Raw genomic sequence first — 22,292 nt, 5'->3', positions numbered from 1 at the left:
CTGAGAGTCGGGAAAGGGGGGAGGATGCCCAGACACTTGTCCATGCACAGGCCAGGCAACACGCCGTGACGACGGCGACCGCTCTGGAAGCCCGGCACCTCGTCAAGGACTTCCGGGGATTTCGCGCCACCAACGACGTGAGTTTAAGCGTCCGCGAGGGCGAGATTCACGCGATCATCGGGCCGAACGGGGCCGGCAAAACCACACTGTTCAATCTGCTGTCGGGCTTTCTGCGGCCCACCAGCGGCGAGGTCGCCCTTTTTGGGGAGCGCATCGACACGCTGCCGCCCCACTTAATCGTGCGGCGGGGCCTCAGCCGGTCGTTTCAGATCAGCAGCGTGTTTCCCAGCCTGACGGTGCGGGACAACATGCTGGTCGCGCTGGAGTCCCCGACGAATCTGCCGGGGCAGTTCTGGACGCCCCTCTCAAGGCTGGAGACGCTGGGGCCACGCGCCGACCAGATTCTGGCGGACGTGGGCCTGGGAGACGCCCCCGACCGGCTGGCGGCGGACCTCAGCCACGGCGAGAAACGGCAACTGGAAATCGGGATCTCGCTGACGCAGGACCCGCGCGTGCTGCTGCTCGACGAGCCGACCAGCGGCATGGGGTCCGAGGGTGTCAATCGCGTGATCGCGCTGGTGCGGCAGGTCGCGCGGGGCCGCACGGTCGTGCTGGTCGAACACAACATGAGCGTGGTGTCCGAACTGGCGGACCGCATCACCGTCCTGCAATACGGGCAGGTGCTGGCGAGCGGCCGCTATGACGAGGTGCGCCGTGACCCGCGCGTGATCGAGGCCTATCTGGGCGAGGAGGCGCACGCATGACCGCGCCCGCCGTCTCTCCCGCCCGGCCCACGTCGCAGAATGCGCCGCTGCTCGAAGTCCGCGACCTGAACGCTTTTTACGGCCAGAGCCACGTCCTGCACGGCGTGAACCTGCACGTGAGGCCCGGCGAGGTGGTCAGCCTGATCGGGCGCAACGGCGCGGGCAAGACCACCACCCTCAAGAGCATCATGGGTGTGCTGCGCAGCCGCACCGGACAGATCACCTTCGATGGGCAGGACCTCACCCGCCTGCCCAGCAACCGCGTCGCCGCGCGGGGCCTGGCCTGGGTACCGGAGGAACGCGCCATCCTGAGCAGCCTGACGGTGCGCGAGAACCTGGAATTGCCCCCGGCCCGGCCCGGCGGCTGGAATCTGGAGCGGGCCTACGAGGCGTTCCCGGTCCTGCGCGAGCGCGGCCACCATCCCGGCTCCAAGCTCTCGGGCGGTGAGCAGCAGATGCTAGCCATCGTGCGCGTGCTGCGGAGCGGCCCCAAACTCTTGCTCCTGGACGAACCCAGCGAGGGCCTCGCGCCCGTGATCGTGCAGCGCATCGGGGACATGCTGGCCGAGCTGCGCCGCGAGGGCCTGAGCGTGATTCTGGTCGAACAGAATCTCAAGTTCGCCACCCGCCTGGCCGACCGCCATTACGTCTTTGTGGACGGCCAGGTCGTAGACGAGGTGCGCGCGGACGAGGTGGAAGCCCGCCGCGCCGACCTGTTGCGTTATCTGAGCGTTTAATCCCCCCACTCCCCCGGAGGAACCACCATGCAGAAGAAGACCCTGACCGCCCTGCTGTCCACCGCCGCCCTCGCCGCCGTGACGGTGGCCCTCGCCCAGAGCGCCAAACTCTCGGACAACGTAGTGCGCGTGGGCGTCCTGACCGACCTTTCCGGCGTGTATTCGGAACTGTCGGGGCAGGGCAGCGTGAAGGCCGCGCAGATGGCCGCCGCCGACTTCATGGCGCAGAACCCCAGCTTCAAGGGCAAGGTGCAGGTCATCGGCGTGGACCACCAGAACAAGGCGGACGTGGCGAGCAACAAGGCCGCCGAGATGATCGACCGGCAGAACGTGGACATGCTGGTGGACCTGCCGACCAGCAGCGCCGCGCTGGCCGCCTCCGAGATCGCCAAACAGAAGAAGATCCCCGCGCTGGTCGTGACCGGCGGCACCACCGCGCTCACCAACGAGAAGTGCAACAAGTACACCTTCCACTACGCCTACGACAACTACATGCTGGCGAACGGCACGGGAACGGCGGTCACCAAGCGCGGCGGGAACAGCTGGTACATCATCTACCCCAACTACGCCTTCGGCCAGGACCTGAACAAGCAGATGGTCGCGGCGATCACCGAAAATGGCGGCAAGATCGTGGCCCCCAGTGACGCCACGCCCTTCCCCAACACCGACTTTTCCAGCTACCTGCTCAAGGCGCAGGGCCTCAAGCCCAAGGTGTTCGGCACCATGCAGGCGGGTGCGGACCTGGTGAACGTGGTCAAGCAGTACAACGAGTTCGGTCTCCGGCAGCAGGGCATCGGCCTCGGGATCGGCCTGCTGTTCGAGACGGACGTGGCCGCGCTGGGGCAGGACGCCTACGCGGGCGCGCTCGCCACCGTGCCGTGGTACTGGAACATGGACCAGCGGGCGCGCGACTGGGCCGCCAAGTTCGAGAAAGCTTTCGGCAAGAAGCCCACCTGGGCGCAGGCAGGCACCTACAGCGCCACCATGACCTACCTCCAGGCGGTCGCCCGCGCCAAGACCGACAACGGTGACGCGGTGGTGAAGGCGCTCGAAGGCCACCGCTTCAGCGACTTCTTCGCGCGCAACGCCTCCATCCGCCCGCAGGACCACCGCGTGCTGCTCGACGTGTACACCGTGCAGGTCAAGCCCAAGGCCCAGGCCAAGGAAAACGGCGACTACTTCAACCGGGTCGCCACCATCCCCGCCGCGCGCGCCTTCCAGCCGCTGTCCGAGAGCAAGTGCAAGATGTAAGGAAGGTCTAACGGTCAAACCGTCTAAGGGTCTAACCGCCGATCTTCCCGGCGCCGTTAGACGGTTTAACCTTCGACCTTTAGACCTGCCATGAATACACAACTTCTTCTGATTCAGGTGTTCAACGGGCTGGTGAACGGGGCGTTCTATGCGCTGCTCAGCCTCGGCCTCGCGGTGATTTTCGGCATGCTGCGGATCGTGAACTTCATGCATGGGGCGCTGTACATGCTGGGGGCCTTCACGGCCTTCGCGCTGGGGCAGGCGTTCGGGCTGGGGTTCTGGCCCAGCCTGATTCTCGCGCCGATCATCGTGGCCCTGCTCGGCATGGTGCTGGAGCGCACGCTACTCTCGCGGCTGTACGGGCTGGACCCCAGTTACAACCTGCTGCTGACTTTCGGGCTGACGCTGCTGACCCAGGACCTGGTGAAACAGGTGATGCTCTCGCAGTACGCGGTGTCCAGCGCGCCCTACACGCCGCCCGCCGCGCTGGCCGGGGTGGTGAATCTCGGCTTCGTGGTGTTTCCCAAATACCGCCTCTTCGTGATTGCGCTCAGCCTGGTCCTCTGCCTGCTGACCTGGTTTGTCATTGAAAAGACCCGCGTGGGTGCGATCATCCGCGCGAGCACGGAGAATCCCGGCGTTACGCGCGCGTTCGGCATCGACGTGGGCAAGTGGGTGACGGGCGTGTTCGGCGTGGGCGTGGGCCTGGCCGGACTGGCCGGGGTGCTGGCCGCACCGATCTACAGTGTCGAGCCGTACATGGGTTCGGAACTGATCATCACGACCTTCGCGGTGGTGGTGATCGGCGGGCTGGGCAGCATTCTGGGCAGCGTGGTCACGGGCTTCGCGGTGGGGGTGCTGGCGGCCGTCGGCGCGGCGATCTATCCGCCCATCGCCAACACGCTGGTGTTCATCCTGATGGCGCTGGTGCTGCTGGTGCGGCCCAGCGGCCTCTTCGGGCTGCCGGAGGGGACCAGATGACGGTCCTTCCCCGCACCGCCGCCCGCACGGAACGCCAGCGCATGACGCGTGCGGCGTGGCTGATCGGCCTCGGCCTGGTGCTGCTGATCCTGCCCCGGCTGATCTACCCGGTGCTGGCACTGGACATCCTGGCCTGGGGCCTCTTCGCCGTCGCCTTCGACCTGCTGTTCGGCTTTTCCGGCCTGCTGAGTTTCGGCCACGCGGCCTTCTGGGGCACGAGCGCGTATGTGACGGCCTTTCTGCTGTCGCACGGGCAGGGCGTCCCGGTGGCGATGCTGGGGGGGACGGGCGCGGCGCTGCTGCTGGCCGTGCCCATCGGCTTCCTCAGTGTGCGGTCCATCGGCATCTACTTCAGCATGATCACGCTGGCCTTCGCGCAGATGATCTCGTTCGTGGCGCTGCAATGGACGGACGTGACCGGCGGTGAGAACGGGCTTCAGGGCTTCGCGCGGCCCGGCTTCCTGGGGCTGGACTTCAGCGATTCCACCACGCGGTATTACTTCTGTCTGGCGGTTTTTGCCGTCGGCTTCTACGTCGCCTACCGTACGGTTCGCAGCCCCTTCGGACAGGCCCTCCAGGCGGTGCGCGACAACGAGCAGCGGGCGCAGAGCATCGGCTACAACCCCACCCGCTTCAAGTTCACGGCCTTTCTCATCAGCGCGACGTTGGCCGGGCTGGCGGGAAGCATGTTCACCTTCGGGCACGGCGTCGTGAGCCTTGACGTGCTGAACTGGCGCACCTCGGGCGAGGTCGTGATGATGACGCTGCTGGGCGGCACTGGCACCCTCTTTGGCCCGGTGATCGGTGCGGGCCTGGTGCTGCTGCTGCGCGACGTCCTGACCACCGCGAACCTGCCGGTGGGCATCGTGACCGGCCTGGTGTTCGTGCTGGTGGTGCTGTTCTTTCGCCGGGGCGTGGTGGGCACCGTGCAGCACTGGCTCAGGCGCAGGTAAGGAGAAGCGGACAGCTTTCAGCGGTCAGCCGGAGAAGCAGAAGCCCTCGCCGAAACGCGGGGGTTTTTGCTGGCTGAAGGTGCTAGAAAAGACGGGACTTCACAAGTAGAGCGGAGGACGCATGAACCTGAGCGGCAAGACGGTCTTGATCACGGGCGGCGCGTCCGGGCTGGGGGCGGGCACCGCGCGCATGGTGGCAGAGGCCGGGGGTCACCCGGTCCTGCTGGACCTGAACGCGGAGGCCGGGGAGGCCCTCGCCCGTGAACTGGGCGGCCTCTTCCGGCGAACGGACGTGACCAGCGAAGGCGACGTGAAGGCGGCCATCGAGGCAGCGCGGGAACGCTTCGGCGGGCTGTACGGCGCGGTGAACTGTGCGGGCGTGGCAAGCGCTACCACCACCGCCGGGAAACGTGGGCCGCATCCGCTGGACCTGTTCGAGCGGGTGGTGCGCGTGAACCTGATCGGCACCTTCAACGTGGTGCGCCTCGCCGCCCAGGCGATGCTGGGCAACACGCCGAACGCCGACGGCGAGCGCGGCGTGATCGTGAACACCGCCTCCGTCGCGGCCTTTGACGGCCAGGTGGGCCAGGCGGCCTACGCGGCGAGCAAGGCGGGCGTGGCGGGCATGACCCTGCCCATTGCCCGCGACCTCTCCCGCAGCGGCATCCGCGTGATGACGATTGCGCCGGGCATCTTCGAGACGCCGATGCTGGCCGGACTCCCGGAGGAAGTGCAGGCCTCGCTGGGCGCGCAGGTGCCCTTCCCGTCCCGCCTGGGCCGCCCCGAGGAGTACGCCACGCTGGTGCGGCAGATTTTCGAGAATCCCATGCTGAACGGCGAGACGATCCGGCTGGACGGCGCGATCAGGATGGCCCCGAGGTGAGCGGCATGGCGGGAGCAGAGGCCCGGCGAGCAGCCCGCGACACCATCGGGGACGCGTTACACCGCTCAGTACGCCGCCAGCCGCACAAGCTGGCGCTGACGTTCGCAGGCCGCGAATGGACGTATGCCGAACTGGACGCCGCCGCGAACCGCGTCGCAAACGCCCTGATTGAGGCGGGCCTGCAACCGGGCGAACGGGTGGCGGCCTTCGGCCAGAACAGCGACGCCTACGCGCTGCTGTGGCTGGCCTGTACCCGCGCAGGCCTGATTCACGTGCCGGTAAACTACGCGCTACGCCGCTCGGAGTTGAGTTACATCTTGGGGCAGTCGGGGGCAAGAGCCGCATTCACGGACCTGTCCCTGGCGGACGCGCTGAACGAGGCAAGCACTGATCTGGACCTCGCTCTCGTCGGCACCTTTCACGGGGGGAGTGAGGCGGACGTGCTGACCTGGGCGCAGGACGAGGTGCGGCCAGCCACCCCGCCCGAAGTCGAGCTGGACGCCTCCGCTCTCGCACAACTGCTGTACACGTCCGGCACGACGGCGGCCCCGAAGGGCGCGATGATGACGCACGGGGCGCTCCAATCAGAGTACCTCAGCAGCATCGTTGCGCTGGATTTCCGCGAGGAAGACGTGGTGCTGGCCGCGCTGCCGCTCTACCACTCCGCACAGATGCACGTGATGCTGATGCCGCAACTGCTGATGGGCGCCACCATCCACCTGATCCCAGCCCCCGCCGCCGACCTCACGTTGGAGCTGATGGAGCGGCTGGGCATCACCTCCTTCTTCGCACCGCCGACGGTATGGGTGAGTCTGCTGCGCCATCCCGACTTCCAGACCCGCGACCTCTCCAGCCTGCGGAAGCTGTACTACGGGGCGTCGATCATGCCCACACCCGTGCTGACGGAAATCATGGCGCGGCTGCCGGAAGCGGGTTTCTACAATTGCTACGGCCAGAGCGAACTGGCCCCCCTCGCCACCGTCCTGGCCCCGCAGGAACACGCCGAGCGTCCGGCGTCGGCGGGCCGCCCGGTGCTGAACGTCGAAACGCGCGTGGTGGACGAGAACATGCAGGACCTGCCCCCCGGCCAGCCCGGTGAGATCGTCCACCGTTCGCCGCACCTGCTGGCGGGCTACTGGGACAAGCCGGAGGAGACGGCGGAAGCCTTCCGGGGCGGCTGGTTCCACTCCGGCGATCTGGGGATTCTGGACGAGGGCGGCTACCTGTACGTGGTGGACCGCGTGAAGGACGTGATCAACACCGGGGGCGTGCTGGTAGCGGGACGCGAGGTAGAGGAAGCCCTCTATACGCCCCCCGCCGTCTCGGAGGTGGCCGTGATTGCCCTCCCCGACGAGCGCTGGGTGGAGGCGGTCACCGCCGTCGTGGTGCTGAAGCCGGGGCAGTCGGCCACGCCGGACGAACTCTGCGACCATGCCCGCGCCAGCCTGGCGGGCTTCAAGGTGCCCAAGCGGGTGCATTTCGTGGAGGCGCTGCCGCGCAACACGGCGGGCAAGATTCTCAAACGCGAATTGCGCGAGCGGTTCAGCCGACAGGAGATGTAAATGAGTGAAGCCGTGATTCTGGAAGCCGTCCGCACACCCTACGCCAAGCGTGGTGGCGCCTACCGCGAGGTGAGGCCCGACGCGCTGCTGGCCTTCGCCCTGAACGGCCTGATGGACCGCGCCGGACTCGACCCCGCCCGCGTGGAGGACGTGGTGACGGGGGCGGTGACGCAGGCGGGCGAGCAGGGCGCGAACATCGGCCGCCTCGCCGTGATGATGGCGGGCTTTCCGGTCGAGGTCCCGGCGGTCAGCCTGAACCGCATGTGCGGCAGCGGGCAGCAGGCGATTCATTTCGCGGCGCAGGGCGTGGACGCGGGCGACCAGACCTACGCGGTGGGCGGCGGCGTGGAGTCCATGACCCGCACCCCGATGTTCAGCGACATCGGCGGCGGCTTCGAGCGGCTGAACCCCGACTTGCTGGGCAAGGTGGACCTGATCCACCAGGGCGAGAGTGCCGAACGCATCGCCGACCGCTGGAACCTCACCCGCGCCGACCTCGACGCCTACTCCGCCGAGAGCCACCGCCGCGCCGCCGCCAGCCGTGACCTGCACGCCGAACTGCTGCCTGCGCCGGGGCTGAACGCGGAGGGCGAACCCTTCACCCTGACCTACGACGAGGGCATCCGCGAACAGATTTCCCCCGAGAAGATGGCGGCCCTGAAACCGGCCTTCCGCGAGAACGGGGTCGTGACCGCCGGGAACGCCAGCCAGATCAGCGACGGTGCAGCGGCGGTGCTGGTCGGGGAGCGCGAGGCGGCCCTGGCGGACGGCCTGCGTCCCCGTGCCCGCTTCCGCGCCCGTGTCGCAGTGGGCGACGACCCCACGCTGCAACTGATGGGCGTCCTGCCCGCCACCCGCAAGGCGCTGGCGAAAAGCGGCCTGACCCTCGCAGACCTCGACTGGATCGAGATCAACGAGGCGTTTGCATCGGTGGTCCTGGCCTGGATGCGCGAATTCCAGGCGGACCCCGCGAAGGTGAATCCCTGGGGCGGGGCCATCGCCCACGGTCACCCCCTGGGCGCCAGCGGCGCGGGCCTGACCGCCAAGATGCTCGCCGGGCTGGAGGCCACCGGGGGCACACTGGGCCTCCAGGTGATGTGCATCGGGCACGGAATGGCGACGGCGACGATCATCGAGCGGCTTTGAAGGACCGGACTTACCCCTCGCCCCGGTCCTTCAGCCCGCGAATCTCCTCGATGAACCGCTCCAGGCTGTCGAAATCGCGGTAGACGCTGGCGAAGCGGATATAGGCCACGTCGTCCAGCGGGCGCAGGAAGGTCATCGCGCGGCGGCCGATCTCCTCGCTGGGCAGTTCGGACGCCCCCACCTCGTCCTCGAAGCCGTAGGCGAAGGCCCGCAGCGCCTCGGGGTCCACCGGGCGTTTCTCGGTGGCGAGGGTCAGGCCGCGCAGCAGCTTGTCGGGGTTGAAGGCTTCGCGCAGGCCGCCGCGCTTGACGACCATCAGGGGTTCGAGCTGGGCGCGCTCGTAGGTGGTGAATCTCCGGGCACAGCGCAGGCACTCGCGGCGGCGGCGGATGCTGGCCCCGTCGTCACTGGGGCGCGAGTTGACGACCTTGGAGTCGGGGGCGGAGCAGTAGGGGCACTTCACCTGAGATTGACTTCCGTGACGCGCACTTTCGGCACAGGCGGCAGAGGCACTTCCAGCACGTTGCCGCGCAGGTGCGCGAGGGCCGGCGTGGCGAGGGCCAGCACGGCGTCGGCCAGGGGCCGATCGAGGGCCTCGTCGCCCGCGCTCACCCGCGAGGGCAGCACCAGATTCACGCGCAGGTCCTCGTCCTGGGCATGTTCGACCAGGCCGCGCAGCGCGCCCCGTTGCGGGTACGTTTGCAGCCCCACCTCATCCAGGTGCGGGCCGACGAGGGTCAGCCAGGTCCCGGTCAGGCGGCGGCGCACGATCTGCGCGATGGCGACGCTGCTTTTCACGTTGCAGTTGAACAGCTCCATCCACTCGTTCTCGCTGAGCATGGTGAAGTTGGTGTGCGCGCGCCGGTCGGCCAGATGAACGATGCCGTGGAGTGCCCCGAAGATTTCCAGGATGCGGGTCTGCGCGCCCAGCCAGTCCAGCGGCACGCTCACGTCGGCCTTGATCGGAATGGCCGTGCCCCCCGACAGTTCCAGACTGCTGGCGGCGGCGGCCAGCGTCTCGCTGTTGCCCCCGATCAGGACGACGCTCGCACCGGCCCGCGCCAGCGCGGCACTGATCGCCCGGCCATACCCCTGATCCGCGCCGGTCACGGCAATGACCTGTCCAGCCAGCACCGGCTCGCTGGGCGGGGAAGGAAGGGAGGCGAAGCTCATGGCCTCAGCATAGCGTCCCCACCGTGAGAGCGGGGGCGGCGCCGGACTTCAGCCTGCCTGGGGCAGGGGCCGCAGCGCCCCCACGGGAGGATCCCCCGCGCGGTGCCCCCGGCCACAGGGGGCGCACCAGTACGCCTGATCTCCGTCGCGCAGGTCATACAGGTCGAGCGCCTGGCCGCAGGAAGGGCAGACGTGGGCGTACCCGCGTCCGCTGACGGGATAGGAAGCCTCCTCCATCAGGAGGGACCTTTTGCGTAATGCCCTCTTCATATTCTGATGTTAGCAGAAGAAGGCAGGCCGGGGGGCGTGACCAGCGTTCAGGTCATCTTCCCGGAGACGCTTACAGGTCCGCCTCGTCGGTGGGTTCCTCCGCCAGGTCCGGCCCGACCGCCCCCACGCCCACCCGCCGCCGTTTGCGGAGCATGGCCGGTTCCTTGTCGAGGTTGAAGACGAAATGCCGGGGCCGCCGCTCGCGCAGCCAGGTTTCCAGTGCCACCAGCCGGGGCCGGAAGCGGATGAACTCGCGCAGTTGCCGGATGGGCACGAAGCGCGCCTCCTGCACGTCGCGGTCGGGGTCGCGGGGGGCCAGCGTGCCGCCCACCTCGCGCCCGGTGTAGAAGAACTGGAGGTGGTGCCCCCAGGTCTGCGCCTGGAATTCCACGATAAAGGCGAGGTCACGCAGTTCGACGACCAGCCCGGTTTCCTCGTAGGTTTCGCGGCGCGCGCCCTCCTGCACCAGTTCCCCGGCTTCCAGGCCGCCTTTGGGCAGTGACCAGCGGCCCCGCTCGCGCACCAGCAGGATCTCTTCACCGCGCAGCACGATGCAGCCCACGCCGATGCGCGGGTCGGCCAGCGGCCGCTTGTGGCCCCGGCGGGCTGGAGCGGCGGGCACCGGCACACTCGTCGCGTTGGAAACCTGACCGGGCGCAGGGGTGTTCCCCGGCACCGGCCCACGCCCATTGCGCCGCCGCCGTCGCCGCCGCTGCCCACCCGCATTGCCGGGAGCGGTCTTCACGTCTTCGGGCATCAGACGCCCTCCGGCGCGAGGTCGTTGAAGCGGACGTGGGCACTGTGAAACTGCAACTTCACGGTGCCGACCGGCCCGTTGCGCTGCTTGCCGATAATGATTTCAGCGATGCCCTGTTGGTCGGTTTCCTTGTTGTAATACTCGTCGCGGTAAATAAACATCACGATATCTGCATCCTGTTCGATGGCGCCGGATTCTCTCAAATCCGAGAGCATCGGTCTGTGGTTTGGCCGCTGCTCGACAGCGCGGCTGAGCTGACTCAGTACGATGATCGGCACTTCCAATTCACGCGCCAGCCCCTTCAGGCCACGCGAAATGGTACTGATCTCCTGCTGGCGGTTGTCACTGCCGCCACTGCTCTTGCCCCCCGACATGAGCTGGAGGTAATCGATCACCACCAGCCCGAGCTGGCCGTGCTGCGCGGCGATGCGCCGGAGCTTGGAGCGCAGGCCGTTCAGGGTGAGGTCCGGCTCGTCGTCGATCACCATGGGGGCGTCGGCCAGGCGTCCGGCGGCGTGCGCCAGCCGCTCGAAGTCGCGCTCGTTGAGTTGCCCGCTGCGGATGCGGTTCATATCCACCCGCGCCTCGCTGCACAGCATCCGGAGGGCCAGTTGCACGCTGGGCATCTCCAGGCTGAAGACCGCCACCGTCTTCTCACCGCGCAGGGCGACATTCTGGGCGATGGAGAGGGCGAAGGCCGTCTTACCCATACTAGGCCGGGCCGCCAGCACGTTCAGACTTCCCTTCTGCAACCCCGAAATCTGCTCGTCGAGGTCGCGGAAGCCGCTGCTCACGCCGTCGGGGATACCCTTGTTCTGGTGCAGCAGGGTGATGTACTCGAAGGTATCGTGGACGACCTCGCCCATCGCCTGGAAGGCTTCGCCCTTCTTCTTCTGCTCGGCCACCTCGAAGATCATCTTCTCGGCGCGGTCGAGCAGGTCTTCGAGCGGAAGCTGCGCGTCGTAGGCGAGCTGCATCGCTTTGCCCGACGCACTGATGAGCTGGCGGAGCGTGTGCTTTTCCTGCACGATGCGCGCGTAATGCTCCGCGTAGGCGGCGGTGGGCACCTGGTCCGACAGGCCGATCAGGTAGCTCAGGCCGCCCACCTCGTCGAGCTGGCCCTTGACCCGCAGGTCCTCGCTGAGCGTGACCAGGTCCACCGGCTCGCCGCGTTCCTGAAGGGTGCGCATCGCCGCGAAAATCTTGCGGTGGCCCTCGCGGTAGAACATGTCGGGGCTGACCGTGTCGCCCAGGGCGCTGAGCGTGTCGTTGTCCAGCAGGATGCTCCCCAGGACGCTGATCTCGGCGTCGTTGCTGTGTGGGGGAACGCGGGGGGTCAGTTCCATGCAGACCTTTCGCGCACGCGCCAGAGAACGCGCCACCCCGCCGGGGGCTGGGGCGCGTCGCGCGTGCAGGGGTGAAGTGAGGGTGGGGCCGGTGTGGGCACCGGTCGTCCCATTCGCCGGTCAGTGCCGGAGCACTGTGCCGGGCCGAACTGCCGCGCATCATACCACCGCCGCCTGCTGTCTGGCCGACCCCCCCAACCCCCCCGAATCTGGCCCCAAACGTAAGACTCCTGTTAGAGCCTCCTGAATACCGTGATGTCAGCAAGGACGGGAGACGCCCGCACCTGCACAGCCATCCAAAGGCCCGACGGACTTTCTCCCTATTCCTTAATCCGGCGGCCAAACAAGGAGATCAACATGAAGAACGGAACGCAAGGCTTTACCCTGATCGAGCTGCTGATCGTGATCGCCATCATCGGGATTCTGGCGGCGGTGCTGATCCCCAACCTGCTGGGAGCGCGTAGCAAGGCGAATGATGCTGCGGCTTCTAGTGTTGCACGCAACATCCTCACTGCTATGGCCGCCACGGAAGTAGGGAATACCACTGGTACTGCCCCTGGTTGTACATGGGCTAACGGAGTTACGACCATCACTGCTGGTACCGAAACGGCTACCGTCAACGCTCCCGCTCCTATCACCAACACGGTTTGCTCTAATAACGCCGCTGTTGCGGGTGCAGCAGGTGCGGCGGGAACCCCTGCTTCTTACCAGGTTGTGGTGACCTACGCAGGCGGTAGCGCTGGCAGAAGCCCCCTGACCCTGACCGCTGCCAAGTAACCCGACTGAAATTTAATAGCCGCCCTCCGGGGCGGTTTTTTCATTTCCCCTCGCCCACGCTACCCTCTCCCCATGACCCCTTCAGTCGCCCTCAAAGAATGGGATACCCAGTGTCAGGCCCTCACCTCCGGATCCTCGGCCCTCCTGATCCGCAAGGGCGGCATCATGGAGACGCACGCGGGCTTCGAGGTCGAGCACCGGACCTTTTCCCTCTACCCCACCTTCCTGCACCAGAACCCCGCCGAGCTGAGGCCGGATTTTCTGCCGCTGCTGCGCGAAGACCCCCAGCCGGGGCGCATCGTGCTTCCAGCACTGGCCGAGGTCGTGGCGGTGCATAAGGTCGAGTCTCTCGAACAGGCCCTGGCCCTGGAGCCATACCAGGCACTGACGACGGGGGCCATCGAGCGGCGCTTTCATTACCGGAATCGCCCCTGGGTTCACGCCCTGCTCCTGCGGGTGCGCCCGCTCCTCACGCCCCTGGTGCTGGAGGAAACGCCGGAGATGCTGGGCTGCGTGAGCTGGGTGCCGCTGCCCGAAATGAAGGCAGAGGCTGGACCGCCCGTGCTGGCGGAAAGGGAACTGGAGCGGGTGCGGGCAGAGGTGGAGGAAGTTCTCAGCCGGCAGTGAAAAGAACCGCTCGCGCCGAGGCGTTCTGGTACCAGTTCACACCTCAATGCTTACGGCGCAACGTCAAAAAGGGAGGCCCGTCAGCCTCCCCTCTTTCATCCTGTTCCGGTTTTACCGCAGGGGTTTACTGCGCGGCAACCGCTTCGAGATCGTAGTTGTTGAGGATGGTGGTCTGGATGTCGCGGTTGGCAGCGTTGTAGATGTTCCAGCCGTACTTGGTGCCGTTGAAGTACTGGTTGTCACGCTGGACATAAACCAGGAACTTGCCGTTGTCGCGGCTGAGGACCGTGTCGCCCGTGTTGAAGCGGCCATCGTTATTGGCGTCACGGAACACGATCACGCGGTAGGTGCCGTAGGGCACGTCGCGGGGCAGGGTCAGGGTATAGCCGCCGGTCAGGAACTTGTCGATCACCTGGGCCTGCGTGCCGTCGGCGGTGTACTGCCCGTTGTTGAAGCCCACGATGGCCAGGCCGAGGTTCTGGTTGGGGCTGAACCCCTTGAGCTGGCCGGAAACGGCGGCGCTGCGGGTCCCGTACAGGCTGCACGAGCTGAGGGCGACGGTGGCGACGGCGGCAAGAGCAAGAATCTTTTTCATGGCGGAACCTCCTGGGATCGTGTGTTCACCGTACCCAGCAGGGCCGTATGGGGGCTACGGGGCAACCTTTCCCGTTGACCTCATGGCCTCCTCATGCTGGCGCCCTGGGGCAGGGTAAACCTGACGTGGCCTTTAGGGGCAGGGACGCCCAGCCCGGGCGGACGGCTATAGTGACGGGCATGCACAAACGCCCGTTCACCGCGCTGGCCGCTGTCTACGACGCGATCATGGCGGATGTGGAGTATGACCATTGGGCGGATTTCGTGCTGACCTACGCACGTGACGGCGGGCTGGAGGTGCGGACGGCGCTGGACCTCGCCTGCGGCACCGGGGGCTTTACCCGTGAACTGTGGCAGGCCGGGTTCCGGGTGCATGGCGTGGACGGCAGCCCGGACATGCTGGAGGTGGCACGGGAACGCCTGCCCGCCGGGGTCACGCTCAGCCTGGGCGACCTGCGGACCTTCGAGCTGGGCGAGACGTTCGACCTGGTGACCTGCGTGTTCGATAGCCTCAACAACCTGCTGACGTCCACCGACCTGGGCGCGGCCCTGGGGCGGGCGCGGGCGCATCTGCGTCCTGGCGGGCTGCTCGCCTGTGACCTGAACACCCGGCTGGGCGTGCGGGAACTGTGGGAGGACAGCTGCATCGAGGGCCTGGCCCGCACCCCGGAAGGCCAGGAGGTGCATTACCACTGGTCGCACCACCACGAGCCGGAGGAGGACGTGGGCGTGGTGCAGGCGTTCTGCCGGGTGGAGGACGGCCAGGGCGGCTTGCAGGAGTTCGTGGAGGAACACCGCGAACGCGGCTATGATCCGGCGGACCTCGACCCCCTGCTGCGGGACGCGGGCTTCACGCGCTGGGAGATTCTGGAGTACCCCGATTACGCGCCGCCGGAGCCGCAGACGCCGCGTGTGTGGGTGTTCGCATGGGCCTGAGTTCACCCGTCCCCGTGCTGGGCGCGGGGGGCTGGGGAACGGCACTGGCCGTCGCCCTGACCCGGGCGGGCCACCCGGCGACCCTGTGGGCACGCCGCCCTGACTTCGCCGCACGGCTGGCCGAGGTCCGCGAGAACCGCGAATACCTGCCGGGGGTCACGCTGCCGCCGGGGGTGGCTGTCACCTCCGACCTCGCCCGCGCAGTGGCGGGGGCAGAGTTCGCCCTGGTCGTCGTGCCGAGCGTCGGCGTGCCGGACCTGCTGGCCGAGCTGCCGCGTGAACTGGGGCTGGTGCTGTGCGCCAAGGGCCTCGCGCCGGACGGGGGACGGCTGACCGATCTGGCGCGGGGATTGGGCTTCACCCGCGTGGCGATTCTGAGCGGCCCTAACCACGCGGAAGAAGTGGGCCGGGGCCTCCCCGCCGCGACGGTCGTGGCGAGTACGGACGCGGGGCTGGCAGACGCCGTCCAGGCGGCCCTCGTCTCCCCCACCCTGCGGGTGTACACCAGCCGGGACGAGGTCGGCGTGGAACTCGGCGGCGTGCTGAAGAACGTGATCGCGCTGGCGGCGGGGCTGGTGGACGGCCTGAATCTGGGCGACAACGCGAAGGCGGCGATCATTACCCGGGGCCTGCGCGAGATGGGGCGTTACCTCGTCTCGCAGGGCGCGCACGAGGACACGGTCTATGGCCTGAGCGGCCTGGGCGATCTGGTGGCGACCGCGACCAGCCGCCACAGCCGCAACCGCGCCGCCGGGGAGGCCATCGCGCGCGGGGACCATCCCATTCACCGGCCCCAGCAGGGCGGCAAGGTGGTGGAGGGCTTACGCACGGCTGGCCTGCTGGACACCTGGGCCAGCGCCCACGGGCAGGACCTTCCCATCGTGCGGGCCGTGGCTCTGGTCGCCAGCGGCGAGTGGACGCCTGACCAGGGCATCGCCAGCCTGATGGGCCGGGACGCCCGCGCCGAGCTGGACGGCTAGAGCATTTGTCCGAATTACACCGTTGGAGGGAAAGCGCCTCCAACGGTTGCATTCTCCCAAACGCTCTTCCTCTTTCACTCGCTGTCTTGGGCAGAACGGACGCCCTTGAGGACGCCTGCCCGCCCGCTCGGTCAAAAAGAAGGTCTCTTTTTGACAAATGCTCTAAAGGGAGCCGGGGCACCGGTGTCTGGGCAGGCCTGATTTTGCCCTGAACGTGCGGTGGTAGACAGAACCATGGAGACGTTCGAGACCCGAGCCTTACAGCTCGCCACCGACCTGACGCAGCACAACACCTCCGAGGGCAAGGTGGGGCAGGGCTACGTGGAGGCGCGCGCCCTGGATATCCGCCGCACCTTCAACATCCTGTGCGGCCACGGTCCCGAGGGTCAGCCTGCCCGCAACGTTTCCGGCAAGCGCAGGGCGTTGGCCGGCGCGGACGCCACCGGCAGCTGAGTACCCGTGCCCCGTAATCGCCTGAAGCTCCATGCACCGGCAGAAGATGTCCTGTCGGCGGCCGAAGCCTTCGCCCTCCCCTTCTACGCCCAGCCCCACCGTGCTTACCACAATGCCCAGCATGTCCGGGCCGTGCTGCACGCCCTGGCCTCGCGCGGCGTCCTGACCCCAGCCCTGGCCCTGGCCGTCTGGGGCCACGACCTGATCTATGATCCGCAGGCTCCCGACAACGAGGGACGCAGCGCGGAGGTGTTCGGCGGGTGGCTGGCTGCGCAGGGGGCCGAAGCCGAGCTGGTGCAGGAAGTCACGGCGCTGATCCTCGCCACCCGTCACACTTCGCCTCCCCGGACACGGGCCGAGGCGGTGCTGGTCGATGCCGACCTGAGCATCCTGGGCGCGGACGTGGACACCTTCGCCGCCTACGACGCGGCCATCCGCCAGGAATACGTCTTCGTCCCGGAGGCGGACTACCGGGCCGGGCGGGCGCGGGTGCTGCGGGGCTTTCTGGAACGGGAGCAGCTTTATGTGACGCCAGAGTTCGCGGCGTTGGAGGGGCAGGCGCGGGCGAACCTGACGGCGGCACTGGCCCAGCTGGAACTGGCCCGCCTGGAATAGAAAAACCGCCCCACAGGGAGGCGGCTTTCTCTGGCCTGGCGCTCAGTCGGCAGCGGTGCCGTGCTGACCCGCCTGGGCGTTTTCCTCGTCCTTCTCGCGTTCCAGCTTCGCCTTGATCTTCTTGAGGCGGAAGCTTTCCTCGCGCTCGCGCTGGTCGAGCACGCCGCGAATGAAGCGGATGTCGTCCTGAATCCCGGGGATCACGACCTGCTCCAGCGCGTTCACGCGGCGCGAGGTCTTCTTGATCTCCTCACCGATGCGGCGCAGCTTCGTCTCGGTCGCGGCGACCTTCACGATGGCTTCCATCACGCCCCCGAAATCGGTCGCGGCCTGGATGGTGCGCGCGCCGACGTTGATGGGGCTGAAGCTCGCCTGCTGCGTGCGCTCGGGGACGGTAATGCGGGGCACCTTCACGCCGTAGAGGTTCTCGATCTGCATCTCGACGGCGTAGTCACCCGTACCCGCCATGCCGAGGCTCTCGACCGCTTCCGGGCTGTCCCACGCTTTCGCGCCGAACAGGCTGGTGTACGCGCCCTTGCTGACGCCGCCGAGCTGTTCGCGCGCCGCGAGGGCGTCCTTGACCAGCGCGAAGAACTCGCCGATCAGCGCGTCACGCTTGCGCTTGAGCAGGTCCGCGCCGCCCGACGCCGTCTTGAGGCTGGCCTTGCTGGCCAGCAGGGCGCTGCGGGTGGGACTGATCTGTCCTGCCATGATTCCACCTCCTTTGCCGGTGGGGTTGTGGGGTGTGGGCTGTAGGGTGTGGGAACAAACCTGCGCCTACACCCCACAGCCTACAACCTCAGATCCGGTTCCCCCGCCACATCTCGTCGATCTTGGCCCCGTAGTACTTGTCGATGGAGTCCTTCGACAGACGGGTGAGCTGGCTCTGGGGCAGCTTGGAGAGGATGCCCCAGGCGACGCCCAGGCTGTCGTCGATGCTGCGGTCCTGGCCGCCCTGGCCGATGAAGTAGTTCTCGAAGTCGTCGGCAAAGCGCAGGTACAGCTTATCGGTCTCGGTCAGCGCGTCCTCACCGGTAATCGCCACGAGCTTGCGCAGGTCCAGGCCGTTCGCGTAGGCGGCGAACAGCTGGTCGGACACGTTCTTGTGGTCCGCGCGGGTCTTGCCCTTGCCGATGCCGTTGCCCTGGAGGCGGGACAGCGAGGGCAGCGGGTTGATCGGCGGGAACACGCCCTTGGCGTTCAGACCACGGTCCACCACGATCTGCCCTTCCGTGATGTAGCCGGTCAGGTCGGGAATGGGGTGGGTGATGTCGTCGTCGGGCATGGACAGGATCGGCACCTGTGTGACCGAGCCGGGCTTGCCTTCCACCACGCCCGCGCGCTCGTACAGGCTCGCCAGGTCGGTGTACATGTAGCCGGGGAAGCCGCGGCGTCCGGGGATTTCCTCGCGCGCGCCGCCGATTTCACGCAGCGCCTCGCAGTAGTTGGTGATGTCGGTCAGGATGACCAGCACGTGATAGCCGTGCTCGAACGCGAGGTACTCGGCGGTCGTCAGCGCCATGCGCGGCGTCAGCAGACGCTCGACGGCAGGGTCGTCCGCGCGGTTGAGGAACAGCACCGAACGGGCCAGCGCGCCGGTGCGCTCGAACTCCTGCGTGAAGAACGAGACTTCACGCTGGGTCAGGCCCATCGCCGCGAACACCACCGCGAAGTCGCCCTCGTGACCGGGCACCTTGGCCTGACGGGCGATCTGCGCGGCGAGTTCGTTGTGCGGCAGGCCCGAGCCGCTGAAAATCGGGAGCTTCTGCCCACGAATCAGGCTGGTCTGCACGTCGATGGTGCTGATGCCGGTCTGGATGAACTCCTCGGGCTTGGAGCGGGCGGCGGGGTTCATGGCCTGCCCGTTGATGCTCAGCCTCTTCTCCGCGACCACCGGGGGCAGCCCGTCGATGGGGCGGCCCAGGCCGTCGAAGCGGCGACCGATCATTTCCTTGGAGACACCCAGGCGGGCCACGTCCTCCACCAGGCTCACGCTGGCGGTAGCGAGGTCCAGACCGCGCGTTTCCTCGAACACCTGAATGACGGCGTTCTTGTCGGACACGCTGATGACCTGCCCGCCACGCACGCGGCCCGAGCCGTCCCTGATGTTCACGATGGCGTTGTACGCCAGATCGGAAGCCGCGTTCACGAACAGCAGTGGCCCGGAGATGTACGCGACGTCGTTGTATTCCTTCTGGAGAAGGGTCACGCTTTCACTCCCTTGAAGGTGGTGTCGAGTTCGTCCATCAGCTTTTCACCGTAGTCCATGAAGTCCGCCTCGGGCACGTAGCGGGCGCGCGACAGCTTCTCGATCACGGGGTTCTGGATGATCTCGTCGATGGTGGCCCCGTTCTTGAGGGCCGCTTCGGCCTCGTCGTAGAACTTCAGCATCATCTTCATCAGGCCGTAGTTCTTGGGCATGGAAGCCGAGGCGTCCACCGGGTCGAAGCCGTTTTGCTGGAGGAAGTCCTGGCGCAGCATGCGTCCGGCCTCGATCACCAGGCGCTCCTGGTCCTGAAGCGCGTCGGGACCGACGAGCTGCACGACTTCCTGAAGGCTGGCTTCCTGCTGGAGCAGGTTGCCGATGCGCTGACGCAGTTCGGGGAAGTCCTGGCCGACGTTCTCGCGGTACCAGCTGTCGAGGATCGGCGTGAACAGGCTGTAGGAGCCGTTCCAGTTGATCGCCGGGAAGTGACGGCGGCGGGCCAGACCCGCGTCCAGACGCCAGAACGCGCCAGTGATGCGCAGGGTCGCCTGCGTGACGGGTTCGGACATGTCGCCGCCCGCCGGGGACACGGCGCCGATCACGCTGACCGCGCCGTCCTCGCCCGCCAGGGTCTTCACCGCACCCGCACGCTCGTAGAAAGCGGCCAGCTTGGCACCCAGGTAGGGTGGGTAGCCTTCTTCGGCGGGCATCTCTTCCAGGCGGGAGGAGATTTCGCGCAGTGCCTCGGCCCAGCGGGAGGTGCTGTCGGCCATCAGCGACACGCTGTAGCCCTGGTCGCGGAAGTACTCGGCCAGCGTGACGCCCGTGTACACCGACGCCTCACGCGCCGCCACCGGCATGTTGGAGGTGTTGGCGATCAGGATGGTGCGGTGCATCAGCGGTCCGCCGGTCTTGGGGTCTTCCAGTTCCGGGAACTCGACCAGCACGTCCGTCATCTCGTTGCCGCGCTCGCCGCAGCCCACGTACACCACGATGTCGGCGTTGCCGTACTTGGCGACCGACTGCTGGGTCACGGTCTTGCCCGAACCGAAGGGGCCGGGAATCGCCGCCGCGCCGCCCATCACCAGCGGGAACAGCACGTCGAGAATCCGCATCCCGGTGAGGAAGGGCAGGCTGGGGTCGAGCTTCTGCGCGACCGGGCGCGGCGCACGCACCGGCCAGTAGTGGGCCATGCGCAGTTCCGTGCCGTCTTCCAGGCGCGCGATGGTGTCGTCGATGGTGTAGTCACCGGCGGGCGCGATCCAGGCCAGCTTGCCGCTCTTGTCGGGCGGCGTCAGGATCTTGTGCGTGAAGCTGAACTCCGGCACGGTGCCCAGAATGGCGCTGCCGGTGACGGTGTCGCCGGCCTGCACGGTGGGCGTAAAGGCCCACTTCTGGTGGCGGTCAAGGCTGCTGACCTCGATGCCGCGCGCGATGAAGTCGCCCGAGGCCTCGCGGATCTTGTCAAGCGGGCGCTGAATGCCGTCGTAGATGCCGTTGAGCATCCCCGGCCCGAGTTCAACCGAGAGCGGAAGGTTGGTGGTTTCCACCGGCTCACCCACGGTCAGGCCGCTGGTGTCCTCATACACCTGCACGAAGGCGGTGTCACCGTCGAGGCGAATAATCTCGCCCACGAGGCGCTCCTGGCCCACGCGCACGATGTCGTACATCTTCGCGCCGTACATGCCGCCTGCGATCACGGCGGGACCGGCGATGTTCTGCACGACGCCTCTTTGCTGTTGCGTCATTTGGTCTCCTTGGGAGAGGTCTAAGGGTCTAGGGTCTAACCGTCAACCAGTCTAAAAGATGCCCAGGACGACATTTGTGCCTCAGGCCGTTTCGAAGGTTGAAGCGTTAGACCCTGAACCTCAAAGCTTGATATCGAACCCGATGGTGTCCCGCACCAGCTTGCCCATGTAGGCCTTGGCGTCCACCGTGTCGGCGGAAAAAGCGTCGCGCAGGCTGGGAATGGGCAGCAGGATGGGGAGGTCACGCCCACGCATCACGCGGGCGGTGGCGGTCATGGGGTCGGGAATGAGGCCGGTGTCCACCGCGACGAGGCCATAGCGGTTTTCCTGGATGAGCCGTTCGAGTTCGCGGACTGCCGTCTCCGGCGTCGCCTCGATCACCTCGGCCCCCGCCAGGCGGTAGCCGGTGGCGGTCTCGGCGTCGGCGAGGACGGCGACATGCTGCGTCTGGTTGCCCGCGCCCGGTGCTGCCTTGGCCTGGGTCATGCCTGCACCTCACGGCGAATCTGTTCGGTGGGCAGGTCGTAGAACTTGCCGCGACCGATCAGCCGGAGCTTGGCGATCTCGATCTCCTTGCGGCGCAGGAAGTCGAGGATGATACCTACCCCCTCGGGATCGCCCGCCGCGACGTTGCGCGCGGCGTTGTCGAGCGCCGTGCGGGCCGCGACCTCGGCGTCTTCCAGGGTGGGGGCGTCGAGAATGGCGGCCACGTCCGGCACGCCGCCCGCGTCCCCGCCCGTGAGGCGGCTGTACCCGGCGGCGTCGAGACGGCCACCCGGCACGAACAGGTTGGGATCGAGCGCCTGCCCCCGGCCACTGCGGGCGATCAGGGCGTTGGTCACGTCGATCTCGCGGCCCAGGAACCGGCGCAGGCTGGTGTTCCGGGCCACGCTCAGCGCGTAGCGGTAGTAGCCCTGGTCGAGCGCTACTTCCAGATCGAGCAGGCGGTTACTGGCGTTGTAGGCCGCCGCCCCGTCGCGCATCGCCTGGGCCAGCGGGTGCCCGCTGACGGCGATGGTGGCGGCCGCGCTGGCGAGGTCGGTGCTCTGCGCGGCGGTCTGGAGGGCGGCGGGTTTGATGGTGCCGCCGGGAATCAGACTCTCCAGGATCGCCTCGCTGCCCCGCCCGCTGACGATGCCGCGGGCGACGGTCTTGAGGTTGACCAGGTCCCAGCGCATCAGCAGGGCCTGAATCTCCCGCTTGGCCTCACCGTCGGCAAAGCCCAGCACCTTCCGGGTGGTGGCGAAGAGGTTTTGTGACAGGGCGCGGTCGAGTTCGGGCAGGCCCGCCCCCTCGGCGGTCGTCTCGCGCATATCGGGCGCGAGGTCGGTCTCGGCGAGGACGCGCAGGAATTCCTGGTAGCTGCCCGCCGCGAGCGCCGAGTCAAGGGCGCGCCCACCCAGCAGTTTGGTCCGCATCACGCGGACGCGCGTGTTGATGTAAGCGTAGTCGTCGGGCATCTTCGGCCAATTC

At 67.5% G+C, this 22,292-nt stretch carries 25 protein-coding genes; 14 read left to right on the top strand and 11 right to left on the bottom strand.

The genetic code is table 11. The features are described 5' to 3' along the window. Nucleotides 1–65 precede the first annotated feature (65 nt). The 8 genes from DEIPH_RS01540 to DEIPH_RS01505 all read left to right on the top strand — a co-directional run bounded on the left by DEIPH_RS01540 (nt 66) and on the right by DEIPH_RS01505 (nt 8,337). Nucleotides 66–824, top strand: a complete 759-nt coding sequence (locus tag DEIPH_RS01540; protein ID WP_034352684.1) for an ABC transporter ATP-binding protein — start codon at nt 66–68, stop codon at nt 822–824. Then, nucleotides 821–1,561, top strand: coding sequence for an ABC transporter ATP-binding protein (locus DEIPH_RS01535; RefSeq protein WP_051517065.1), 741 nt, complete (start codon nt 821–823; stop codon nt 1,559–1,561). Before DEIPH_RS01540 ends, DEIPH_RS01535 begins: the two co-directional genes overlap by 4 nt. Before the next feature lie 27 nt (nt 1,562–1,588). Further along, on the top strand, nt 1,589–2,812 hold the full coding sequence (locus DEIPH_RS01530; RefSeq protein ID WP_034352681.1) for an ABC transporter substrate-binding protein: 1,224 nt from the start codon (nt 1,589–1,591) through the stop codon (nt 2,810–2,812). Nucleotides 2,813–2,902: 90 nt separating this feature from the next. After that, the gene (locus tag DEIPH_RS01525) at nt 2,903–3,793 is read left to right on the top strand and encodes a branched-chain amino acid ABC transporter permease (RefSeq protein ID WP_034352678.1); all 891 of its coding nucleotides are present in this window, start codon (nt 2,903–2,905) and stop codon (nt 3,791–3,793) included. Continuing rightward, entirely contained in the window at nt 3,790–4,746 is a 957-nt protein-coding gene (locus DEIPH_RS01520) for a branched-chain amino acid ABC transporter permease (RefSeq protein ID WP_034352674.1), read from the top strand. The genes DEIPH_RS01525 and DEIPH_RS01520 overlap by 4 nt, the downstream gene beginning before the upstream one ends. A 121-nt stretch (nt 4,747–4,867) precedes the next feature. Next, nucleotides 4,868–5,629 carry a 3-hydroxyacyl-CoA dehydrogenase gene (locus DEIPH_RS01515; protein ID WP_034352671.1) on the top strand — a complete coding sequence of 254 codons (762 nt, stop codon included), beginning with the start codon at nt 4,868–4,870 and terminating at the stop codon, nt 5,627–5,629. 5 nt (nt 5,630–5,634) lie between these two features. After that, nucleotides 5,635–7,191 (top strand): acyl-CoA synthetase, encoded by a 1,557-nt coding sequence (locus tag DEIPH_RS01510; RefSeq protein ID WP_034352849.1) that lies wholly within the window; start codon nt 5,635–5,637, stop codon nt 7,189–7,191. Further along, the gene (locus DEIPH_RS01505) at nt 7,192–8,337 is read left to right on the top strand and encodes a thiolase family protein (RefSeq protein ID WP_034352668.1); all 1,146 of its coding nucleotides are present in this window, start codon (nt 7,192–7,194) and stop codon (nt 8,335–8,337) included. 10 nt (nt 8,338–8,347) lie between these two features. Here DEIPH_RS01505 and nrdR read toward each other — a convergent pair whose 3' ends face one another. The 5 genes from nrdR to dnaB form a co-directional block, all read right to left on the bottom strand. Further along, complete coding sequence (gene nrdR, locus DEIPH_RS01500) at nt 8,348–8,800, bottom strand: transcriptional regulator NrdR (protein ID WP_034352664.1); 453 nt, start codon at nt 8,798–8,800, stop codon at nt 8,348–8,350. After that, nucleotides 8,797–9,510 (bottom strand): SDR family NAD(P)-dependent oxidoreductase, encoded by a 714-nt coding sequence (locus DEIPH_RS01495; RefSeq protein ID WP_034352661.1) that lies wholly within the window; start codon nt 9,508–9,510, stop codon nt 8,797–8,799. Before DEIPH_RS01495 ends, nrdR begins: the two co-directional genes overlap by 4 nt. Before the next feature lie 48 nt (nt 9,511–9,558). After that, on the bottom strand, nt 9,559–9,780 hold the full coding sequence (locus DEIPH_RS01490) for a hypothetical protein (RefSeq protein WP_034352659.1): 222 nt from the start codon (nt 9,778–9,780) through the stop codon (nt 9,559–9,561). Between the two features lie 70 nt (nt 9,781–9,850). Then, nucleotides 9,851–10,537, bottom strand: a complete 687-nt coding sequence (locus DEIPH_RS01485) for an NUDIX hydrolase (RefSeq protein ID WP_034352656.1) — start codon at nt 10,535–10,537, stop codon at nt 9,851–9,853. Continuing rightward, a complete protein-coding gene (gene dnaB / locus DEIPH_RS01480; RefSeq protein ID WP_034352653.1) occupies nt 10,537–11,883 on the bottom strand; it encodes a replicative DNA helicase in 1,347 nt (448 codons plus the stop codon). The genes DEIPH_RS01485 and dnaB overlap by 1 nt, the downstream gene beginning before the upstream one ends. Nucleotides 11,884–12,240: 357 nt before the next feature. Between dnaB and DEIPH_RS19030 the strand changes: the two genes are divergently transcribed. Together DEIPH_RS19030 and DEIPH_RS01470 are read left to right on the top strand one after the other, a co-directional pair. Beyond that, nucleotides 12,241–12,660: a type II secretion system protein gene (locus tag DEIPH_RS19030; RefSeq protein ID WP_034352650.1), complete on the top strand. Its 420-nt coding sequence runs from the start codon at nt 12,241–12,243 to the stop codon at nt 12,658–12,660. A gap of 72 nt (nt 12,661–12,732) precedes the next feature. Beyond that, entirely contained in the window at nt 12,733–13,287 is a 555-nt protein-coding gene (locus DEIPH_RS01470; protein ID WP_034352647.1) for a DUF1802 family protein, read from the top strand. A gap of 124 nt (nt 13,288–13,411) precedes the next feature. On the opposite strand, the gene DEIPH_RS01465 is transcribed toward DEIPH_RS01470, so the two are convergent. Then, nucleotides 13,412–13,882, bottom strand: coding sequence for a hypothetical protein (locus DEIPH_RS01465; RefSeq protein WP_034352645.1), 471 nt, complete (start codon nt 13,880–13,882; stop codon nt 13,412–13,414). Between the two features lie 179 nt (nt 13,883–14,061). On the opposite strand from DEIPH_RS01465, the gene DEIPH_RS01460 reads away from it, so the two are divergent. The 4 genes from DEIPH_RS01460 to DEIPH_RS01445 all read left to right on the top strand — a co-directional run bounded on the left by DEIPH_RS01460 (nt 14,062) and on the right by DEIPH_RS01445 (nt 16,865). Continuing rightward, on the top strand, nt 14,062–14,817 hold the full coding sequence (locus tag DEIPH_RS01460) for a class I SAM-dependent DNA methyltransferase (protein ID WP_034352846.1): 756 nt from the start codon (nt 14,062–14,064) through the stop codon (nt 14,815–14,817). Further along, nucleotides 14,808–15,797 carry an NAD(P)H-dependent glycerol-3-phosphate dehydrogenase gene (locus tag DEIPH_RS01455; RefSeq protein ID WP_034352643.1) on the top strand — a complete coding sequence of 330 codons (990 nt, stop codon included), beginning with the start codon at nt 14,808–14,810 and terminating at the stop codon, nt 15,795–15,797. Before DEIPH_RS01460 ends, DEIPH_RS01455 begins: the two co-directional genes overlap by 10 nt. A 234-nt stretch (nt 15,798–16,031) precedes the next feature. After that, nucleotides 16,032–16,250: a hypothetical protein gene (locus DEIPH_RS01450; protein ID WP_034352641.1), complete on the top strand. Its 219-nt coding sequence runs from the start codon at nt 16,032–16,034 to the stop codon at nt 16,248–16,250. A 6-nt stretch (nt 16,251–16,256) separates the two neighbouring features. Next, nucleotides 16,257–16,865 carry an HD domain-containing protein gene (locus DEIPH_RS01445; protein ID WP_235183139.1) on the top strand — a complete coding sequence of 203 codons (609 nt, stop codon included), beginning with the start codon at nt 16,257–16,259 and terminating at the stop codon, nt 16,863–16,865. A 42-nt stretch (nt 16,866–16,907) separates the two neighbouring features. Here DEIPH_RS01445 and DEIPH_RS01440 read toward each other — a convergent pair whose 3' ends face one another. The 5 genes from DEIPH_RS01440 to DEIPH_RS01420 all read right to left on the bottom strand — a co-directional run bounded on the left by DEIPH_RS01440 (nt 16,908) and on the right by DEIPH_RS01420 (nt 22,279). After that, nucleotides 16,908–17,576 (bottom strand): V-type ATP synthase subunit D, encoded by a 669-nt coding sequence (locus tag DEIPH_RS01440; protein ID WP_034352638.1) that lies wholly within the window; start codon nt 17,574–17,576, stop codon nt 16,908–16,910. An 88-nt stretch (nt 17,577–17,664) separates the two neighbouring features. Then, nucleotides 17,665–19,074 carry a V-type ATP synthase subunit B gene (locus tag DEIPH_RS01435; protein WP_034352636.1) on the bottom strand — a complete coding sequence of 470 codons (1,410 nt, stop codon included), beginning with the start codon at nt 19,072–19,074 and terminating at the stop codon, nt 17,665–17,667. Next, on the bottom strand, nt 19,071–20,819 hold the full coding sequence (locus tag DEIPH_RS01430) for a V-type ATP synthase subunit A (protein WP_034352632.1): 1,749 nt from the start codon (nt 20,817–20,819) through the stop codon (nt 19,071–19,073). Before DEIPH_RS01430 ends, DEIPH_RS01435 begins: the two co-directional genes overlap by 4 nt. A 120-nt stretch (nt 20,820–20,939) precedes the next feature. Then, nucleotides 20,940–21,305 (bottom strand): V-type ATP synthase subunit F, encoded by a 366-nt coding sequence (locus DEIPH_RS01425; protein WP_034352630.1) that lies wholly within the window; start codon nt 21,303–21,305, stop codon nt 20,940–20,942. Then, nucleotides 21,302–22,279, bottom strand: a complete 978-nt coding sequence (locus tag DEIPH_RS01420; protein WP_034352628.1) for a V0D/AC39 family V-type ATPase subunit — start codon at nt 22,277–22,279, stop codon at nt 21,302–21,304. The genes DEIPH_RS01425 and DEIPH_RS01420 overlap by 4 nt, the downstream gene beginning before the upstream one ends. Nucleotides 22,280–22,292 lie beyond the last annotated feature (13 nt).

This window comes from Deinococcus phoenicis (assembly GCF_000599865.1).
Lineage (GTDB): Bacteria > Deinococcota > Deinococci > Deinococcales > Deinococcaceae > Deinococcus > Deinococcus phoenicis.
The sequence above is the reverse complement of the archived record's forward strand: the minus strand, read 5'-3'. Positions and strand labels throughout refer to the sequence as shown.

Coding starts and splice junctions, on each gene's coding strand:
- DEIPH_RS01535 (WP_051517065.1), top strand. CDS start 821: ATGACCGCGCCCGCCGTCTCTCCCGCCCGGCCCACGTCGCAGAATGCG.
- DEIPH_RS01530 (WP_034352681.1), top strand. CDS start 1,589: ATGCAGAAGAAGACCCTGACCGCCCTGCTGTCCACCGCCGCCCTCGCC.
- DEIPH_RS01525 (WP_034352678.1), top strand. CDS start 2,903: ATGAATACACAACTTCTTCTGATTCAGGTGTTCAACGGGCTGGTGAAC.
- DEIPH_RS01520 (WP_034352674.1), top strand. CDS start 3,790: ATGACGGTCCTTCCCCGCACCGCCGCCCGCACGGAACGCCAGCGCATG.
- DEIPH_RS01515 (WP_034352671.1), top strand. CDS start 4,868: ATGAACCTGAGCGGCAAGACGGTCTTGATCACGGGCGGCGCGTCCGGG.
- DEIPH_RS01510 (WP_034352849.1), top strand. CDS start 5,635: ATGGCGGGAGCAGAGGCCCGGCGAGCAGCCCGCGACACCATCGGGGAC.
- DEIPH_RS01505 (WP_034352668.1), top strand. CDS start 7,192: ATGAGTGAAGCCGTGATTCTGGAAGCCGTCCGCACACCCTACGCCAAG.
- DEIPH_RS01495 (WP_034352661.1), bottom strand. CDS start 9,510: ATGAGCTTCGCCTCCCTTCCTTCCCCGCCCAGCGAGCCGGTGCTGGCT.
- DEIPH_RS01490 (WP_034352659.1), bottom strand. CDS start 9,780: ATGAAGAGGGCATTACGCAAAAGGTCCCTCCTGATGGAGGAGGCTTCC.
- DEIPH_RS01485 (WP_034352656.1), bottom strand. CDS start 10,537: ATGCCCGAAGACGTGAAGACCGCTCCCGGCAATGCGGGTGGGCAGCGG.
- dnaB (WP_034352653.1), bottom strand. CDS start 11,883: ATGGAACTGACCCCCCGCGTTCCCCCACACAGCAACGACGCCGAGATC.
- DEIPH_RS19030 (WP_034352650.1), top strand. CDS start 12,241: ATGAAGAACGGAACGCAAGGCTTTACCCTGATCGAGCTGCTGATCGTG.
- DEIPH_RS01470 (WP_034352647.1), top strand. CDS start 12,733: ATGACCCCTTCAGTCGCCCTCAAAGAATGGGATACCCAGTGTCAGGCC.
- DEIPH_RS01465 (WP_034352645.1), bottom strand. CDS start 13,882: ATGAAAAAGATTCTTGCTCTTGCCGCCGTCGCCACCGTCGCCCTCAGC.
- DEIPH_RS01460 (WP_034352846.1), top strand. CDS start 14,062: ATGCACAAACGCCCGTTCACCGCGCTGGCCGCTGTCTACGACGCGATC.
- DEIPH_RS01455 (WP_034352643.1), top strand. CDS start 14,808: ATGGGCCTGAGTTCACCCGTCCCCGTGCTGGGCGCGGGGGGCTGGGGA.
- DEIPH_RS01450 (WP_034352641.1), top strand. CDS start 16,032: ATGGAGACGTTCGAGACCCGAGCCTTACAGCTCGCCACCGACCTGACG.
- DEIPH_RS01440 (WP_034352638.1), bottom strand. CDS start 17,576: ATGGCAGGACAGATCAGTCCCACCCGCAGCGCCCTGCTGGCCAGCAAG.
- DEIPH_RS01430 (WP_034352632.1), bottom strand. CDS start 20,819: ATGACGCAACAGCAAAGAGGCGTCGTGCAGAACATCGCCGGTCCCGCC.
- DEIPH_RS01425 (WP_034352630.1), bottom strand. CDS start 21,305: ATGACCCAGGCCAAGGCAGCACCGGGCGCGGGCAACCAGACGCAGCAT.
- DEIPH_RS01420 (WP_034352628.1), bottom strand. CDS start 22,279: ATGCCCGACGACTACGCTTACATCAACACGCGCGTCCGCGTGATGCGG.